Raw genomic sequence first — 18,339 nt, forward strand, 5'->3', positions numbered from 1 at the left:
AGTGGGGAGTTTAATGCTTTACGCTTTACTGTTTTTAGCTTTAAATAATATTCAAATTCACTTAAGTCTTAGGATTTAAGTGATTTTTTTGTTTAAATTTTAATCTTAATTTCTGCGATCAATTTGTTATGCTGAAAGCATCTCAATATTGCGTTTAAATGTTGTTTAGAGGCTTTCAGCATGACAAACTATGTGTGAGAATCTTCGAAAACTTCTGAGTAAACGCAAAGATTTATTTTGCAAACTGTATTATTTAAGGAGCAAAGTTTTGCGACAAGTCGCAGATGAAGCTTACGTATAAAACAAACGCTTCATCAAATCAATTTTGTTGATTTTCTTTGCTCCTTAACTTTAGCATAACGATTAATAAACCTTTGCGTTAAAAATAAAAAAGCAATTAGTAATAAAAACTTCCATCACCAAACTTTCATCATCCAACCAAAATTTTTTCACTAATTTTACCCAATAAACAAACCCATGCCTCTTTACCGAGATTTTTCTGATGATACTGCAACTATTCTAGTCTGGAAATATGATGAGAATGAAGAGCTCAATATTGATGAGCTTTTAGAGCCTGAAAATGCCGATAAAGTGAAAGATTATCATCCTAAAAAATTGCAGGAGGTTTTAATGGTCAGAAAACTTTTGAAAAGTTTGAAACCCAACTCTAAAATTTTGTACAAAGAAAGAGAGCCTTTCTTGTCTCCCAAAGATGCCGAAATTTCGATTACCCATTCTTTTCCTTTTGCGGCGATTGCTATTTCTAAGAATAAAATAGGAATTGATATTGAAAAATTTAATCCTAAAATTTTAAGGGTTATCGATAAATTCACGTACGAAAATGAAAGAGGATTTATCCCTTTTGATACAGAAGTTGTTTTTTATACCATTATCTGGAGCGTGAAGGAAAGTATGTACAAGATTCATCATTCTAAGCACTGGTCGCTGAAAAAGCATTATGAAGTAAGACCTTTTGAATTAAAATATCTGCACCACATAAAATGCAGAGTTCATGATGATCAAATCTCAGATGAACTCAAGGCAAGAGTAGAGTTTTTTGATGAATACTGCTTTACGATTGTGGAAGAGTAGTCTTCTCTTCGTTTCTGTACTTCTCGATTACTTTTCGCTGTTCTTTAGCAACATCATAAATAAGTTCTAAAACATCATGAATGTTCTTCAATTCTGTTAAGTGAGAGATTTTATTCGGATCTCTTATGTCGAAATGCTCATTTTCCAGAAGTTCGGTTTTTCTTTTGTGAAGCATATCTTCGATTGACGATTCTTCAGGCTCCAGACGGCTGTCCATTCTTAATGTTTCTGAAATTTTATCTCCATTAAGTATTGCCGAAACCTGATTCATTTCTGATTCTATCTTTTTACTCCAGCTTTCAGAATCTATTTCGGGGTATTGCTGATTACTTTTGGCATATTGTGACAACGAAGCGGTATAAGCTGTAATAAGATGTGATGTTGCTACAAACTGATGCACAACTTCCAGTTTTTTCTGCTGATTTTTTGGATCAGAAATCATTCTCTGGAAATTATCCGAAAGATTGGCTAATGAAATGATCGCGTTTTTACGTTTAACTTTATAGTTTTCTACATCGAAATTTTCGTTCAGAAACTTAGACATCACGCTGTGAAAATACGTGAGATTAGATTCTGCAGATTTTTTCATTAAATCTAAATTTTGCGTATGTTCCCAAACCGGAAGTACAATGTATGAAACCAAAAAAGCAATAATTCCTGCGATAAAAGTATCTACAATTCTATCTTTAAAAATGACATTTACGTTTCCAGGATTTAAGAAATTAAAACTCATAAAAACATAAATTGTCATAAATAAAACTGCCCAGAAATATTTACCTTTTAATAAGCTGAAACACAAAATCATACTAATTAAAAGAATACCGAAAAGCACAGCATTAATATGAATGAAATGCAATAAGCCATAAGCAATCACTGCTCCGGCAACGGTGCCGTAAAAACGCAGCAAATTTCTCTGTTTGGTAATAGAGTAGGCAGGTTTTAAGATTGCAACAATGGTGATTAAAATCCAATAGGTATGCCCAATTACCAGGAATGGCAGCAGAGAAACCAGATAACCGATTAAGAGAGCGATGGTGATTCTTATTGCATGCCTGAAATGGGATGAGGTAAGAGAAATATTGCTTTTTAAAACCTTAAAATTGATTTTTTCTTCTTTAGGCATAAATTTCTTTAAATCTAAACCTGTAGAAAGACTTTTCGCCAGCTTTACGTTCTGTGAAAAAACTTTATAAATCTCATTGATCTCTTTGGTAATTTCATTGATACGCATCATAATCTGGCGTAGAATCATGAAGTTTTCCAGATTTTCGGGCGTCATTTCTTTATTTCGCAATTCGTAGTAATGTACATTGAGCTCATGAAAATGTACTTCCAGATCGGAAATAGGTTTTGCGCGGGCGCTGCTTTGTAAAGAGATCCCGATGTTGGCAATTTCTTCTGAAAGAATATTCAGATAATCGTGTATTTTTACCAGGATTGTAGTGTCTTTAAAACTTTCCTGCAGCTTTTTGTAATCGCTTTCAGAGGTCATCAACTTTTCGTGAAGATCCATAGAATTCAGGAACATCAGCATCAATAATCTGCTGATTGTTGTAGATTCGTTAACGATGGTTCTGGTTTTAAAAACGGTTTCCCGTGTTTCCTCCTGAAGATTTTTTATGCCGATCTGTTTGGCAATTATTTGTAAACTTAACTTGTCGAAATCAGGATTTTTCTGATAATAATTTGCTTTTATTTTAAGGAATTCAGCAAGCTGAAGGTAATTTTCACCGATCATCTGACTTGCCAGTTTATAAGGCTGAATCGTTGTAACGATAAGGAAAATCAACAAAAACCAGATGCATCCGGCTGCGAAAATAAGTAAGCTTTTAAGAATATTGGCTCCTGTTAAATGACCGTCGATAAAAATGGCTAAAACGACTAAGGCTAACGAGCCTACGGCCGCTAATCTTTGTCCGTAAACTCCGATTAATGAGAAAAACATTCCGAAAACAATAACTTCGAGAAGAACAAGCGGAATAATGCCTTTCACCAAACTCGCAATTGATGCAACAACGACAAAGCAGAAAATAGCAAATGTCAATGAATTTCTACGTCTGATAAATGGTCCCGGCTGATCAGTCAATGCCACAAAGCTGGTTCCCAAAGGAAAAAGGAAATATTCTTTGAGCAGACCAAAATAGGAGAGAACTAAACACGGAATCACCGTCGCCAATGTAATTCGTATCGAAGAATACACATATTGGCTGGTAACGATTTTTTTAAGCTCCGCAGAATAGTTCATTTTACAAAAATAAGGGTTAAATGTGAATTGTCAGTTTTACTTCGTACGTGAATTGTGAATTTTTATTTAAATATTTTATTAGACGCTCTTGAAAATGACATCAAAATAGCAAAACAAAAAAAAGCCTCATACAAATGAGACTTTTCAAAACTTTTTATAGTATGTTTTTTAATAATCTACATTTGAAGTTTCATCACCGATGTTCCAAGTTAAACCGAAACGAATCGTGTTGTCTAATGCTGTATTAATTTTAGACATATTGATCAAATAAGATACATCAAGACCGAAAGAACGGTACTTTAAACCAATACCTGCAGTTGCAAACTGTCTTGCTCCCTGCTCTTCACTTTCGTGGAAATAACCTCCTCTTACAGCAAATGCATTGTCATAAGAATATTCTAATGCACCACTATACATGATTGAATTGGTATTTTTGAAAGATTTTCCGATACCTGCCATTACACCAACGTTGGGTACCTGATAAATTGGCTGTCTTGTATTAGGGTCTGTACCTACAAACTCTGATCCCGGAACCAATATTTTAGATCCTTCCACAGAAATACCTACTCTGTTCATTTCGTCAAGATACATATCGTAACCAACACCTAATCTAGCCATCGTCGGAAGATAAGATCTTGAAGCCTCATCACCTGTATAGTCTAATTTCGGACCTAAGTTTGTTACTGCAAAACCTGCATTCACTTTACCTTCGTAATTTCCAAAGCTAGAGAATCTCGGAGATGTATAGTAACCTGAAACGTCTACAGCAAATGTATTTGCGGGTTTCAGCGTAGTGTCGGTGTTGAAACCTCCAGATAAGTCTGAACGAATGAATCTACCTGTAACTGCCATTGAGTAAGAATCTGATAATTTCAAACCATAGGCAACGTCAATTGACATTTCGTTTGGTTTTGAAACTCCATTAGATGTTACTGTATTATCTACACCAAGCTCGGTAAGTTCTACTTCCCCCATATTGAAGTAATAGATACTTGCAGAAATAGTAGATCTTTCTTCCTGACCTAAAAATTTGTGGAAAGCACCGTACAATAAAAACACATCATTGGTTAATTTTCCCATATATGGTGTGTAGTTCAAACCTACAGAAGAACTTGTTCTGCTAAAAGGATATTTTGCCGCATTCCAGAATTGTGAGAATGCATCAGGTGAAGTTGCCACGCCCTGATCTCCCATACCTCCTGATCGTGCATCTGGTGCAATTCTAAGAAATGGAGCTCCGGTTAATACAGGTCTTACCTGACTCAAATCTTGTGCGTAGCTTAAAAAACCAGCACTCAAACCAATCCCTAAAAGCAGTTTAGTAGTTAAATTCATATGTTGTCTTTTATATATTATCAGTTTTTTATTGATATTGTTGATTAATTATTTATTTACTTCAAAAGTACCATTTTTTCTACAGCTGTAGCACTTCCTTTGCATTTTTCTTGATTTTGACTTTTTGCAAATATCTTAAAAATATACGTACCTTTTGCTACAGTGTCACCAAAATCGTCTTTTCCGTCCCATTCTATTGCCTGACGTGGCGTTCTAAAGCCCTGTAGGAAAGGTTCTGCAACAACAACATTTGTTAAAGTTCTTACCAGTTTTCCTGTAATCGTATAGATTTGAACGTTTACATCTAAAATATCATCACAATTGTGCTCAAACTGCACGTATGTTTTATTGGTGAAAGGATTTGGCCAGTTCAACGGTCTGTTGATGATCAAATGTTGATCGGCTTCGTCTTTAACTTCAAAGTTTAACGTTTCAGTTGTCGAATTATTGTTGATGTCCCAAACTTTAAATGTTAATTGATGCTGACCAATCGCTAAGTTTCTGAAAGGGTAGGTTACATTTCCTTTTTGGTAGTCTGCTAAGGCAGGATTAATACATCCGTTTCCTTCACCTGAAGCAAAGAAATCATTTAAAACAACGGTGTTGATAATTTGCCCGTCAAGATATACTGTAATATCATGGCCGACACCAGAACCGGTAGAGTTTATTCCTGTATCGTCATTCAAACAAGCCAAAAGCATCGGGTTCTGATCTGTAATACCACCATTTGCAAAATTGGTGTTATTCATGTAAAGTTTTATTTTTGGAGGCTCGTTATCATTAAGTCCATTAGGATTAATATCTCCGACCTGTACAAACTGGTTATCAAATACATCAATTGATTTGTTATCTGCATATCCCAAGATTCTACCTTCTCCCACAGCGTAATTGATATCTTTCGGAACATAAAATTCTACAGTGAAAACTCCGTTTACTGCAGTTCCCGAAGCTTTTACAATAGCACTTCCTTCTTCTTTATAGCTTAAAACAGGAGTTAAATCTCCATCATTATTTAATGTTGTTTTATTTAATTTTTTATCAAAAATATTAATAACCACTCTTCCGTTAAATGTTGTATTTACGGTTCCGTTTGGATTATTAATATGACCTTTAACTTTTACAAAATCCAAACCTCTTATCAATCCCGGAACAGGAGTTTCTATAGCGTCTATGGCCAATAGCCTTTGTGGTCTGCTTAATTTCATTGCAGGATCTCCCAAGACATTTACCTTTAAGTGATTGCTGTCTCCAGGTCTTAATTTTTTAGCATTTAAATGAGCATTTCCGACTGTATTAAAATCATCATTGGTCATTTTGAACATTTCTTTTGTATAAAGATCTGTGAAATCTCTTCCGTAACCGACGCCAACTGCTCGACTCGATGTAATCATTGCAGCAGGACCTCCTTGTTTTAATTTAATAAACTGTTCACCTGCCGAAAAAGTAGAAGGCTCATCCCAAAGTGTAAATTCACAAGTAATAGTCGATACAAATGGAAAACGGCTGTAAACATTGGAGAAATTATTTGAGTTCTGAATTTCATCTGTTGTTAAAACCCTTTCCTGAGCCCATCCATTAATACCTCCATGTCCAAAATAGAATAAATAAAGACTGTTGCCTATGTCATTGGATATTGCCTGATTTACCTGAGGATATCTCTGGCCTCCTGCCGTACTTTGTGCCTGAAATGCATCCAGATAAAGTTTTCTTACATTGTATTCTTTCAAAGTATTTGTCAATGGAATTTCAAATGTATTTGCAAGAGTGTTGTTCATCACATTGTGAAAAGGACCTCCGCCTTGTCCATCATCATCCACTACGAAATCTAACTTCATCCTCCATTCTCCGAAAGGCGATGATTGCCCTGGAAGTGAATTGTAATATGCTAAAGTTTTATCAACCATATTGGCTGCCTCGGTAGGATTGGCTGCCGGAATTCTCCCTACAGGTAAATCCGGAAGGTTATTTGTTATTTCTCTGGCAGTTTGCGGCTTTGTCATCACAATATAATCATCTGTGACGAATGAACTCACAAAATCGGAAGACCATTCGCTATGATAACTTGAAACAATATTTGAGTTCCCTGAAATCCTGTTTTTGTAGTCGTAAGAAGTGTCTCCTAAAATAAATACATACTTTAGACTTCCAAGTGGCGTATTGAGTTTAGTTACAAAATCTCTTATTGCGGTAAGATCTCTGCTTCCACTCCCAAATTCATTGTAAATTTTATCTGTGTCTACAATCTGAACGCTAAAATTATTTTTTGTCTGATGATAATTGGCGATTCTCTGTGCCTGTGCCATCATTTGAGGCGTGGTAATAATCAAATAGTCTACATTTTGTAAGGCAGAAAGGTTTTGATTATTTATTCTTCCCACAAATTGAGGTGAAAAAGCTGCATCAGCTCTGAAAGCAACAAATTCGTTGTTAAAATTAGGATCGGAAGTAGCATATCCGAAATTGAAATTTCCAGTTCCCGCCGCCTTATTTACTCTTCTGTTAGCATTAGTAATATCAGTTACATCCCAAACCTGCTCCAGATTTCCGGTATTTGAAATACTGAAACCGTAATTGGTATTGGTTCCGCTTGCTAAAGAAAAATCTCTGAAACTCATCTGAGTTCCATTAAATTTCAAATCATCTTTGTATTGTACTTCTGCATAATCCAGATAAAAAGTTCCATTCGGATTGGTTGAAATATTGGGCAGATAATTAATTGTAAGTTGATTACCAGATAGATTAGATATTGTGCCGCTGTAAGTTATTGGAAAAAAATCATAGGCGTAATCCTGATCATTTGGCGGTACTATTTTCGGTAAAGGATTTTGACTATTGATATTAAACGTAATGCTGTTTTGCTGTGATCTCCATCCTACAACCTGAGTTCTGTAGCGTATAACATCAGTTCCCTGAATAGGCGATGCTAAGTTGAATGTAACTGCTTTATCGGTGGTGAAACCTTGATCTTCTACCCAGATTCTTCCTACTTTTAATAAGTTTTTCTGATCATTATTAATAACCTGGTAGTTGTCAAATCTTGAAATAAGAGGTGTCGCAGGAAGATTCAGATCAACATTCTGCACCCTTTTTCCTGCACCTTTATCAAAATTAATATAGTAATAAGAAAAGTCTTCATAGATGTTTTTTACATTTTCACTTCTGTCATTTAGCCTTGTTTCAGCTCTCTTAAATCCGTTTCCGTTTGTCGTGTTGTAGAGATTATATCCATTCGGTCCCTGAGCATAGAAAAGAGCATAATCGCCATCATTCCATACATTATCATCTTCACCAACTACCTGAATGGCATTTTCCTGTAAAGCGCTATATTTTGCATCCTGATTAAATTCCGGAAGCATTATCCCTCCATTTCCGTAGATTCTGAAATTTTTAGGATTTATAGTAGCCGGGTTCATCCCATTGTCTTTCAAAAACTGAGTTGTTATTTTGAAAACGCCCGATTTATCAACTTTAATTTTATAAAAACCGCCACTTGATAAAGCATTTTGAGTTGTTCCCACCTTACTGGCGACTAAAGGCGCAGAAGAATTGCTTTCTGAAATATCAAAAGATGAAAGTCTAAGGATTTTGCCTTTATTATTTTTAAACAACCCAACCTTTACACTTGCATACCTTTCTCCATCCAAATAATAATAGTCGATGTCTGAAATATCAAAATCCTGGATAAGATCTTTATTCAGTTCAAATAAATCTTTAGCAGATACAGATTCCCAAATAAGATTAGAAACACGAAATTGTTTTTCGCCTGCTTTTTGCTTATTAACGATAAAAATATTATTTTGGCTATACGAAAAACCTTCGTTTGTAAAATTGGGAAGATTCTTTTTTGTATCACCATAATCCTGAATTTTGGCACCTTCCCAATTAATGGGTACTCTTTGAGCCCAAGAGGTTGATACAAAAGCAATTATAAGTAAGAGAGCGATTTTTAGTCTCATGTTTATGTTTGAAATTTCTAAATTACAAAATAAATGAAAATTTTGTAATTAATATGTGATACCATAAAATTAATTTGTTAAGAATTTTCAAAAAAATCAAATCTTTATTTGATTTATTGAATAATTTATTTTTTCTTTGTACTTTGAATAATATTTATATCGACTATGAAAAAACTAAAGTTGTTTTCATTAATAGCATTGAGTTCTACACTTGCATTAACCAGCTGTGGTGGTTCAGGAACTTCCGGAGGCGGGGGTACCAAAAAATTTGTCAGCAAGACAGGTTGGAAACCAAACGAAAAACAGGGTTGGTTTTTTGCAGGAAAGCAACAGAAGCAAAAAGGTTGGCCGGGAATGGTATATGTTGAAGGAGGAACTTTTACAATGGGATTAGTGAAAGATGATGTAATGCACGATTGGAATAACACGCCTCGCAGAATGCAGGTGAGTTCGTTCTTTATCGGTGAAACTGAGATTACTAACTACGAATACCGCGAATACCTTACATGGTTGAAGTATGTATTCCCTCCGAGTGATCCTAGTTATAAAGAAATTTACAACGGTGCTTTACCGGATACTTTGTTATGGGATAATAAATTGTCTAGAAATGATCTTAATGAAACTTATTTCAGAGATCAGAACTACGATTATTACCCGGTAGTAGGAGTTTCTTGGACACAAGCAAACAGATATTGTGAATGGTTGACAGACAGAGCAAACGAAAAAGCTTTGATGCAGGCAGGTATTATTGCAAAAGATTTGTACATCAACGAATCTAATAACCAAGGTGGAACAGCTTTCAATATGGATAAATTCAAATCGAATGACCCTGAAATGCAAGGTTACATCAATCAGCAAAGAATGAATCAAAGGACTGGTATGAAAACGACCAACCAAAGAATTCAGGCTGCAAACGGTGCTCCGAATGCTGCGATGGTTACCAAATTCAGACTTCCGACAGAAGTAGAATGGGAATTTGCTGCCCTTGGAATGGAGAAAAACAGAGAGTACAACAATTACTTAGAGAAAAAACCGCAGGTAGATCTTCTTAGAGGAACCAAAGGTAAAAATAGAGGGATGATCCTTGAAAACTTCAAGCAAGGAAGAGGAGATTACTCAGGTACTGCAGGATGGAAAAATGATGGTGCTGCTAAAACTTCAGATGTTAGACAGTTTCCTACAAACAATATCGGTATTTACGGTATGTTTGGAAACGTTTCAGAATGGACTGCAGATGTGTACAGACCAATCATTGATGAATCTGGTAGCGACTTTAACTATTACAGAGGAAATATGCCTCAAGCTATCGTAAGAAACGGTGACGGAACTTACAAAATGGTAGAAGAAGGTAATATGAAATACGATACTTTAGCAGACGGAAGATTAGTTTACAAAAACTTACCTGGTCAGTTTGAGAGAGAGACTATCGCAGATTACAGAAACTACAGAGATGGTGACAGACAGTCTTCATTAGATTATAGAAATGCAAACGATTCTGCTTCAACATACAATATGTATAATGCACCAACAACTAAATTTGTTGTTGATGCAAATGGTAGAGTAATCATGCAAAAAGATACTAAAGACAGAACTTCAGCGATTTCTAATGACATCAGAGTTGTGAAAGGAGGTTCTTGGCAAGATTCAGCATATTGGTTGGATCCGGGACAGAGAAGATACAAAGATCAGGCATCTGGTTATGGTTGGATCGGTTTCCGTGTTGCACAAGATGCTAGAGTAAACGACAAAGCTAGAACAAGAAGATAATATTTATCAAAATACTTAAAAAAAACCTCCCGAATTGTCGGGAGGTTTTTTATTTTTGAATCGTGAAATTGCTTTGCTGAAAAATCTAAAATACCAACGTAGATTTTGCAATGGCAGCGTGACCTCTGAAAAAAAATATAATGAATATAGAACAGTTTTATCCGATCTTTTTAAATGCAAAAAAGGTAACTATTGACAGTAGAAAAATAGAGAAGAGTGATATTTTCTTTGCATTTTCGGGAGATAATTTTGATGCAGCAACCTTAGCTGAAAAGGCTGTTGATCTGGGTGCACTTGCTGTTATTATCGAAAATAAAGAATTTGAAAATTCAGAGAAGAATATTTTTTATGTTCCTTCTACTTTAGAGTTTTTGCAGGAACTGTCTGTACATCACAGAAATCAATTACATATTCCGATTATAGGCCTTACCGGCAGTAATGGTAAAACTACAACCAAAGAGCTTATTCACGCTGTGTTATCAGAAAAATTTAATGTGCAATATACTTTTGGGAATTTAAATAATCACATCGGTGTACCTTTAACCATTCTTTCAATCAAACCGGAACATGAAATGGCGGTTATTGAAATGGGAGCCAATCATCAAAAAGAGATCGAATTGCTTTGTACTATTGCTCGCCCGAATTATGGTTATATAACCAATTTCGGAAAAGCACATTTAGAAGGTTTCGGCGGATTTGAGGGCGTTATAAAAGGAAAATCTGAATTATACGATTATCTGAAAAATGCAAATCAAACAATTTTAATTAATGAAAATGATCCTATTCAGTTTGATAAAACTAAGGATTATGCATCAAAAATAACTTTCGGAAAAGCAGATTCCGACTATTATTTTGATGCTTTTTCTGAAAATAATTTTGTCGGTTTACAATATCAGAATCAGAAAGCATTATCAAAACTTACAGGAGAATATAATTTCACCAATCTTTGCGCAGCAGCAAGCTTAGGACTTTATTTTAGGATAGATTTCGATAAAATTCAAACTGCAATAGAATCTTATACTCCAACCAATATGAGGTCTCAGGTTGTAAAAAAAGATGATAAAATTTTAGTTTTAGATACCTACAATGCAAACCCAAGCTCAATGTCTGCTTCATTGTACAATTTTACCACTTTTACAGGCTCAAAAACAATCGTTATAGGCGATATGCTAGAATTAGGAGACGAAAGCGAAAAAGAACATAAGGATATTCTTTTATTGGCTCAAGAGCTCGGCTTTGACCAAATTATCACTGTTGGAAAACACTTTAAAAACGTCAACAAAAGTTCTGCTGCTTTTGAAAGTACAGATCAATTAATTCACTATTTAAAAGACAATAAGATCAAGTCAGAAAATATTCTTCTTAAAGCTTCACGAGGAATTTCTTTAGAAAAAGCAATCGATTTTATTTAGATTTTGTATCCCAAAATTCCTTTAAAATCAATTTTATATTCTGGAAGGTATTTGGAAAAACTTCATTCTCGATCTGAGTGGTGTTTTTCCAGGCAACTTCTGTGATTCCTTCTTCCAACTGAGGTTTTGAAGTATCTTCACCGTCAAAAAACATTTCAAACCAATGCGTGTGTTTCAAAACACGGTCACCATTTCTTTCAAGATAAATATGGTAGGTGGTGTTGATGAAATCTTTAAGCTGTACATTGAGGAGATTTGTCTCTTCTTCAATTTCTCTTATTGCAGATTCTTCACGCGACTCACCTTTTTCCATTTTACCTTTCGGAAGATCCCATTTTCCTAATCTTCTGATGAAAAGTGTATCTCCATTCGGTTTGTTTACAATTCCTCCCGCTGCTTCAATGATTCTGAAAAGTTTTTTAAACTCTTCCCAAATCTCGTCTATTTTCTCGCCATATACATTAAGCTCGGAAGCAGATGTATTCTGCAGAAGATCAAGGGCGATTTCTAAAGTTGTGAAACTTTCGTAATTTAAGACTTTCTCTAAGTTTTCCGGCTTCTTAGATATCAATAATTTTTTTTCGTTCACAAAAACTTTATACATTTGTAGTAATTTAAATACAAAAATAAAAAATGAATTTAGAAGGACGAAAAATTATTGTCAATAAATCATCTAAAGATTTATCTGAGTTGCTGAAATCTCCTGAAAATTATAAAGAATTTATGCCGGATGGTCTTCAAAAGTTTGAAACCAGAGAAGACGGCTTCAAATTCGGACTTCAGGGAATGCCTGAAATTGCACTTAAAATAGATGAAGTTACTGATGAAAAAGCTGTTTTGAAATCGGCTAGCTCAAGCTTAGACTTTACGCTTACAGCAACTTTAAAGCCTTTGAATGAAAATCAGACTGAAGTACAAATGCTTTTTGAAGGAAAATTTAATCCTTTTATTAAGATGATGGTTGAGAAACCACTTCAGAATTTTATTAATACTTTGACAGATAAGATCGAAGCTTACAAATAAAACACAAACCTTCAGAAATGAAGGTTTTTTTATGCTTGAAATGATAAATTATTTCGCTTAAATTTTAAATATATTTTCAACTAACACACTACTGTTATTTTCATATTTTAGAACAAATAATAATTACGACTAAAGTTTCATCCATCATAAGATTAATATATATTTCTTATATTTATAAAAAAACACTTATGATTATCTTACTTCAGTCTTCCACCGAAGCCATTCAGAAATCTCTCAACAATTACTATGAAGGTTTTCTAAGTATTCTTCCACGAATTGCTTTAGCTTTATTAGTCGTTGTTTTAGGAGTTTTAATCGCTCAGTTACTTACCAATTTTTACAGAAGAAAATTCTTAAAACAATCTGATGATCCGCTGATGTCAAAGTTTTTGACGCAGGCAGTAAAATTGGTATTGATCATAGTGGCAATAATGTTCGCATTACGCATTGCAGGATTAGACGGTTTAGCAGCCGGACTTCTTACAGCGGTAGGCGGAAGTGCTATTATTTTGGGTTTTGCTTTTCAGGATATTGGCAAAAATTTTCTTGCAGGAATTATCTTAGCGTTCAACCGCCCTTTTCACATAAATGATACAATAAAAATTGATGATATTTTTGGGAAAGTGAAAGCGTTGAGTTTCCGTTATAGCCATATAAAAACTTTTGACGGACGGGATATTTTTATTCCCAATAGTGATGTGCTTACAAAACCGGTTGAAAATTATACGGCAGACGGCTTTTACAGGCTTGATTTTGTTGTTGGTATTGGTTATGAAGATGACATTGAATCTGCAAAAAAGGTGATCCAGAAAGTTTTGGATGAAAATGAGGATATTGTAAAAGATGTTGAGCACGAAAACTATGTAATTGAGGACAATCTTGCGGCCAGTACAGTCAACCTGAAAGTGTTTTTCTGGGTTTATACTGTAGATTATCGTAAGGCTTCCATGATTTTGCGAGGATTGATTATCAGAAAGGTGAAAGAAGCGCTGGCAGCCAAAGACTTCAATCTTCCTTCAGATATTATTGAGCTTAAATTGTATAAGAATGCATCAGAAATTCCTTTTAAACTTAATAAAGCGGATGAAAACGAAATTTCTACGAAATAAATCAATTTAAATTAAGCGAGAATTCCCGAACTGTGATTTTGTGAACTTCCGGTTGCAGAAGAAAGTACATTAATTTCATTATTCAGTTTTAAAACACCCATAAAAGCAAAAATTAAGGCTTCTTTGAAATCAATAATTTCTTTTTCGGGAATAATAATTTCTGATGTAGTTTTTCCTTTAATCTTTTCAATAAAATATTGATTGTAAGTTCCGCCGCCTGTAAAAAGGACTTTTTTTAATTGATGAAGATTTAAAACTTTTGAAATTTGTTCAGCTGCATGTTCTGTGAAAGTAGCTAAAATATCTTTGGTATCTAAATTGGAAAACAGCGGAAATATATTTTCATTGCACCACTCAACTCCTAATGATTTTGGATGTGACTGATGATAAAATTCCAAAGAATTAAGTTGATTTAGCAGTTCAGTATTTATTTTTCCTTGTTTGGCTAAATTTCCATTCTGATCAAAGTTCTGACCAAAGTTTTGAGCTAATTTATTTAAAACAATATTGACAGGAGCAATATCAAAAGCTATTCTTTCATCATTAATTTTAAAAGAGATATTTGAAAATCCACCTAAATTAAGACAGGCATCATACTCAGAAAACAAAAGCTCGTCACCTATTGGAACCAAAGGTGCACCGTTTCCGCCAAATAAAACATCCTGAGACCGGAAATCGTAAATAACAGGTATTTGAGTTTGTAATTTTATGGCTCTTCCGTCACCGATCTGAAGGGTAAATTTTCTGTTTGGCTGATGAAAAACAGTATGGCCGTGAGAAGCGATGACATCAATAGCAGAAAGCTGCTTTCTTGTAATGAAATTGTCGGTTATCTGGCCTAAATAAAAGCCATATTCTGAGTGTAAAGCTAATAAGTCTTGCGCAGATAAATGAATAGAATTTCTAAGTTGTTCTTCTAAAGTTTCAGAATAAGCAATAGTTTCTGCTTCAATGATTTCAAATTTCCAACAAGAATTTTCTTTCCAAAACTTTGCAAAGCAAATATCTAAACCATCCAGACTTGTTCCTGACATTAACCCAATTGCTTTGTAAACGATCATTGCTAGGGTTTTGGTTGTGCCATTTTAGTCTTACTTACATCGAGATCCCCGGAATTATTAAAGAATTTATATTCTGAGAAATCGTCTTTCGCAGTCATTCCGTTGGCGTGTACAAGAGTAGAGCCGTCTTCCATTGTAGCGTAAACCGTATCTCTTGTGTAAATTCTATTTTTTTTCTGATCCCAAAAAACACTTTGTGTCGCAAATCTTTGTCCGTCACTGGTAAGAATTTTCACATCACCTCTTGCTTCATAGAATTTTTTGTAATCATACATTTTTGCATATTTCGCAGTAATGTTACCAGGCTTTGTAGGATTTTTTTTATCAAAAAACTCTATTTTCATTCCTTTCTTGGCGACGGTGTATGGGCTGTCGATCAATTCGTATTTTTCAATAATAGGAGCAGTGGCTTTTAAAGTAATCATACCAGAATCTCTCTGTATAATATTTGCATTGTGAATAATCTGCGATGGGAAGTTCTTGTCATTGTCCCCATTTAGTTTAGTAAGATCTTCTTCGCAGGATGTGAATATAAAAAATATAGCACAACTAAAAAGGTATGCTATATTTTTAAAAATTTTATTTGAAATAAGATTCATTCTTAGTTGTAAAGCTGTTTTCTGAACCATCTGTCAGCAAAATTGAAACCAACTTTTAGGTTGACAAAATTCTGGTTGATCAGGTTATTTTTAAGCGTTCCTCTTTTTCCTACTTCTACACCAATTTCAAGGCCACTCATTCTGGTGATGCTGCTGGTTTTGAAAGGCAACATCACACCTCCCGATATACCAAATTTATTGATGCTGTTTCCAGCGATTTCAAGGCTTCCTTTTTCATAGAAAGCTCCATAACGGTAAACAATTCTCGAGAAATAGCTTCTAAAGTTATTGTAGTTTGGCAAATACCAACCTCCGGCAGAAATTCTGTAAGAATCCTGATAATCAAAAGTATTACCGAAATAGCTTATAGATTCTCCTTTTTTATAATCAATCTGTCCTGAAACAAACCATTCGTTTTCACTACCATATCCTACACCCACTGATGCCTGAAGGGGCAATAAGTTATTTGAGCTCGTACTTTTCTGGTCAATAATTTTTTCTCCACCTTTGATGTCAACATCACTGTAAAAATAAGTGCTGTTAATATAATTGGTTGTCATATTGCTGGTATTACCAAATGTAGCAGTTGCACCAATCGTCAATTTGTGGTCATTACGCGTATCTATGCTTTGATAGCTTGTACCTAATGTAAAGTTGAAGTTTTTTATGCTGTTTTTGGTTTCGTACCCATTGATTAATTCTGCGGTCGAAGTAGAAAATTCATTCAGATCATAAAGATTACCAAAGTAATAATTAGCTCTTGCTCCTACAGCAAATTGCGAATTTATCTTGTATGATAATGCTAATTGAGCGGTATTTAATGTACCGCTACCTTTGAATCTATTTCCATAAACTGTACCATCAAGCTGAGTTTCAGTATGTACAACTTCATAGCTCTTAGAACTGTAAGGCTGATAAAGGAATCCCATTTTTATTTTTGATGAAATAGGAAAGGCTATGGAAATATTTGATAAATACGTAGAATGTTTTGTAGACTTCGTATTATTATAATCAGTTTTGAAATAATTGTTTTCGTTAGTAGCTTCAAGCTTAATGCTTGTTAACTCAAAATTGCTGTTATTAGCAGGGTTTCCAAAGTTAAAATTACTGCTGAAATCACTTATAAAAGCAGTTGAGATCCCTCCCATTGAGGAAGTTTCAATCGTATTATCATATTTTACATCACCAATTCCATAAGTTGCATAAGGTGAGTTGCTCAAACTTTGCGCGTTAAGGAAGTACCCAACTGAAATGAATGATAGTACAAAAATTTTTTTCATTCTATATTTTTAAAATAATGCGCAAATATCTTAAATATTAATGAATTGTAAAAATTTACTGAGGTTAAAGTTTGTTAAGGGAGAATTTGTAATGAATTGTCAATGAAAAATTAGCTTTACTGTCAATTTTTTAAAGACATTAAATTAACTATTCACTTACGAAGCAAAATTGACACTTGACTCGCTACCATTTTTAAAAATTCTTATCTTTGAAACATGAATTGGGAAAACATCGCCGGACAAGAAAATCTTAAAAAACTTCTACAAGACAGCATTACCGAAAACAGAGTAAGCCACGCCCAGCTCTTTATAGGAAAAGAAGGTTATGGTACAATGCCTTTGGTTTTAGCGTACGCAAAAGAGATCTTAAAAGGTGAAAATGAGCATGCTGCCTCAAAAGTAGAGCATCTCAATCATTTAGATTTACACTTTAGCTTTCCGGTTTTTACAGATAACAGAAACTCATTGAGTAAAAATAAATTCGAAGAGTTCAGAGAAATGATTTTAGATTTTCCCTACGCTAGTTTTGATGACTGGACGGCCGTTTTGGAATCTGAAAACAAACAGTTCTTTATTTCTGCAGACGAAATAGACGAGCAAAATCAAAAATTTGCTCTGAAAAGTTTTGAAGGCGGAACCAAAATTCTCGTTGTTTGGCGAGCTGACAAAATGAATGTCGCAGCATCCAACAAGTTTCTTAAATTTTTGGAAGAACCACCTGCAAAAACCATTATTCTTTTAACAGCAGAAAGCAGCGACGATATTTTACCAACAATTTTATCCAGAACACAGCTTATTGATGTTCCCAGAATAAGTGATGAAGATCTGGAAGTTTATCTGAAAAATAAATTTAATGTTTCAAGTGAAAAAGGGAAAGAAATTGTGCATCAGTCACAAGGAAACCTCAATGATGCTGTAAAATTTCTAAGTTCGCAAGATAAAAATCCTGAATTTGAAAAGCTTTTTGTGCAATGGGTTCGTGACGCTTTTATGGTAAAAAAGAAACCTGAATTTCTCAAAAATATTATTATCTGGGCAAAAGAAATTGCAGGCTGGAACAGAGAAAAACAAAAGAACTTTCTCAATTATGCCTCAGAAATTTTCAGATTGGCATTGTTGCAAAATTATCAGTCTGAAGAATTGGTGTATAAAAAAATTGATGCTAATGGATTCAATTGGGCAGGTTTTTCAAAATTTATTAGTGGTGCAAACATCATCAGTATTCTAGATGAGATCAATACTGCAGATCTGCATCTTACGAGAAATGGAAATCCTAAAATCGTCTGGACAGATTTAGGAATCAAACTTTCAAGATATATTCATAAAAATTCGTAAGAAACTCTGGCAATTAGTTGGAGTTATAGCATTTATTTTCTGGAAAAATCTAATAATTACACCATCAATAATATTAATCTAATTTATAAATAAAGTTTAAGTCACTGATTGTTAGTTATTTAAAA

General features: G+C 34.3%; 13 protein-coding genes. 6 read left to right on the forward strand and 7 right to left on the reverse strand.

Going from position 1 to position 18,339, the window contains the following annotated elements:
• Nucleotides 1–477 precede the first annotated feature (477 nt).
• Nucleotides 478–1,092, forward strand: a complete 615-nt coding sequence (locus EG358_RS06505) for a 4'-phosphopantetheinyl transferase family protein (RefSeq protein ID WP_076561803.1) — start codon at nucleotides 478–480, stop codon at nucleotides 1,090–1,092.
• Here the strand turns inward: EG358_RS06505 and EG358_RS06510 are convergent.
• The 3 genes from EG358_RS06510 to porU form a co-directional block, all read right to left on the reverse strand.
• Nucleotides 1,073–3,337 carry an FUSC family protein gene (locus EG358_RS06510; RefSeq protein WP_076561802.1) on the reverse strand — a complete coding sequence of 755 codons (2,265 nt, stop codon included), beginning with the start codon at nucleotides 3,335–3,337 and terminating at the stop codon, nucleotides 1,073–1,075. The two genes, EG358_RS06505 and EG358_RS06510, sit on opposite strands and share 20 nt — an antisense overlap.
• A 168-nt stretch (nucleotides 3,338–3,505) precedes the next feature.
• Nucleotides 3,506–4,672 (reverse strand): type IX secretion system outer membrane channel protein PorV, encoded by a 1,167-nt coding sequence (porV, locus tag EG358_RS06515; protein WP_076561801.1) that lies wholly within the window; start codon nucleotides 4,670–4,672, stop codon nucleotides 3,506–3,508.
• A 56-nt stretch (nucleotides 4,673–4,728) separates the two neighbouring features.
• Nucleotides 4,729–8,628 (reverse strand): type IX secretion system sortase PorU, encoded by a 3,900-nt coding sequence (porU, locus tag EG358_RS06520; RefSeq protein ID WP_076561800.1) that lies wholly within the window; start codon nucleotides 8,626–8,628, stop codon nucleotides 4,729–4,731.
• A 165-nt stretch (nucleotides 8,629–8,793) separates the two neighbouring features.
• On the opposite strand from porU, the gene gldJ reads away from it, so the two are divergent.
• Nucleotides 8,794–10,395 carry a gliding motility lipoprotein GldJ gene (gene gldJ / locus EG358_RS06525; RefSeq protein ID WP_076561799.1) on the forward strand — a complete coding sequence of 534 codons (1,602 nt, stop codon included), beginning with the start codon at nucleotides 8,794–8,796 and terminating at the stop codon, nucleotides 10,393–10,395.
• A 140-nt stretch (nucleotides 10,396–10,535) separates the two neighbouring features.
• Nucleotides 10,536–11,807 carry a UDP-N-acetylmuramoyl-tripeptide--D-alanyl-D-alanine ligase gene (locus tag EG358_RS06530; RefSeq protein ID WP_076561798.1) on the forward strand — a complete coding sequence of 424 codons (1,272 nt, stop codon included), beginning with the start codon at nucleotides 10,536–10,538 and terminating at the stop codon, nucleotides 11,805–11,807.
• Here EG358_RS06530 and EG358_RS06535 read toward each other — a convergent pair.
• Nucleotides 11,800–12,411: an NUDIX hydrolase gene (locus EG358_RS06535; protein ID WP_076561797.1), complete on the reverse strand. Its 612-nt coding sequence runs from the start codon at nucleotides 12,409–12,411 to the stop codon at nucleotides 11,800–11,802. The genes EG358_RS06530 and EG358_RS06535 overlap by 8 nt on opposite strands.
• A gap of 29 nt (nucleotides 12,412–12,440) precedes the next feature.
• Between EG358_RS06535 and EG358_RS06540 the strand changes: the two genes are divergently transcribed.
• Both EG358_RS06540 and EG358_RS06545 read left to right on the forward strand, forming a co-directional pair.
• Complete coding sequence (locus EG358_RS06540) at nucleotides 12,441–12,830, forward strand: orotate phosphoribosyltransferase (protein WP_076561796.1); 390 nt, start codon at nucleotides 12,441–12,443, stop codon at nucleotides 12,828–12,830.
• 188 nt (nucleotides 12,831–13,018) lie between these two features.
• The gene (locus tag EG358_RS06545) at nucleotides 13,019–13,939 is read left to right on the forward strand and encodes a mechanosensitive ion channel family protein (RefSeq protein ID WP_076561795.1); all 921 of its coding nucleotides are present in this window, start codon (nucleotides 13,019–13,021) and stop codon (nucleotides 13,937–13,939) included.
• Between the two features lie 11 nt (nucleotides 13,940–13,950).
• Here EG358_RS06545 and EG358_RS06550 read toward each other — a convergent pair whose 3' ends face one another.
• From EG358_RS06550 to EG358_RS06560, 3 genes are read right to left on the reverse strand one after another with little or no spacing between them, the layout of a single operon-like run.
• Complete coding sequence (locus tag EG358_RS06550) at nucleotides 13,951–15,000, reverse strand: anhydro-N-acetylmuramic acid kinase (RefSeq protein ID WP_076561794.1); 1,050 nt, start codon at nucleotides 14,998–15,000, stop codon at nucleotides 13,951–13,953.
• Between the two features lie 2 nt (nucleotides 15,001–15,002).
• Nucleotides 15,003–15,629, reverse strand: coding sequence for an LPS export ABC transporter periplasmic protein LptC (gene lptC / locus EG358_RS06555; protein ID WP_228421436.1), 627 nt, complete (start codon nucleotides 15,627–15,629; stop codon nucleotides 15,003–15,005).
• Nucleotides 15,602–16,879: a hypothetical protein gene (locus EG358_RS06560; protein ID WP_076561793.1), complete on the reverse strand. Its 1,278-nt coding sequence runs from the start codon at nucleotides 16,877–16,879 to the stop codon at nucleotides 15,602–15,604. The genes lptC and EG358_RS06560 overlap by 28 nt, the downstream gene beginning before the upstream one ends.
• A 216-nt stretch (nucleotides 16,880–17,095) precedes the next feature.
• Between EG358_RS06560 and EG358_RS06565 the strand changes: the two genes are divergently transcribed.
• Entirely contained in the window at nucleotides 17,096–18,214 is a 1,119-nt protein-coding gene (locus EG358_RS06565) for a DNA polymerase III subunit (protein ID WP_076561792.1), read from the forward strand.
• Nucleotides 18,215–18,339 lie beyond the last annotated feature (125 nt).

The organism is Chryseobacterium indoltheticum (genome assembly GCF_003815915.1).
GTDB classification, from domain to species: domain Bacteria; phylum Bacteroidota; class Bacteroidia; order Flavobacteriales; family Weeksellaceae; genus Chryseobacterium; species Chryseobacterium indoltheticum.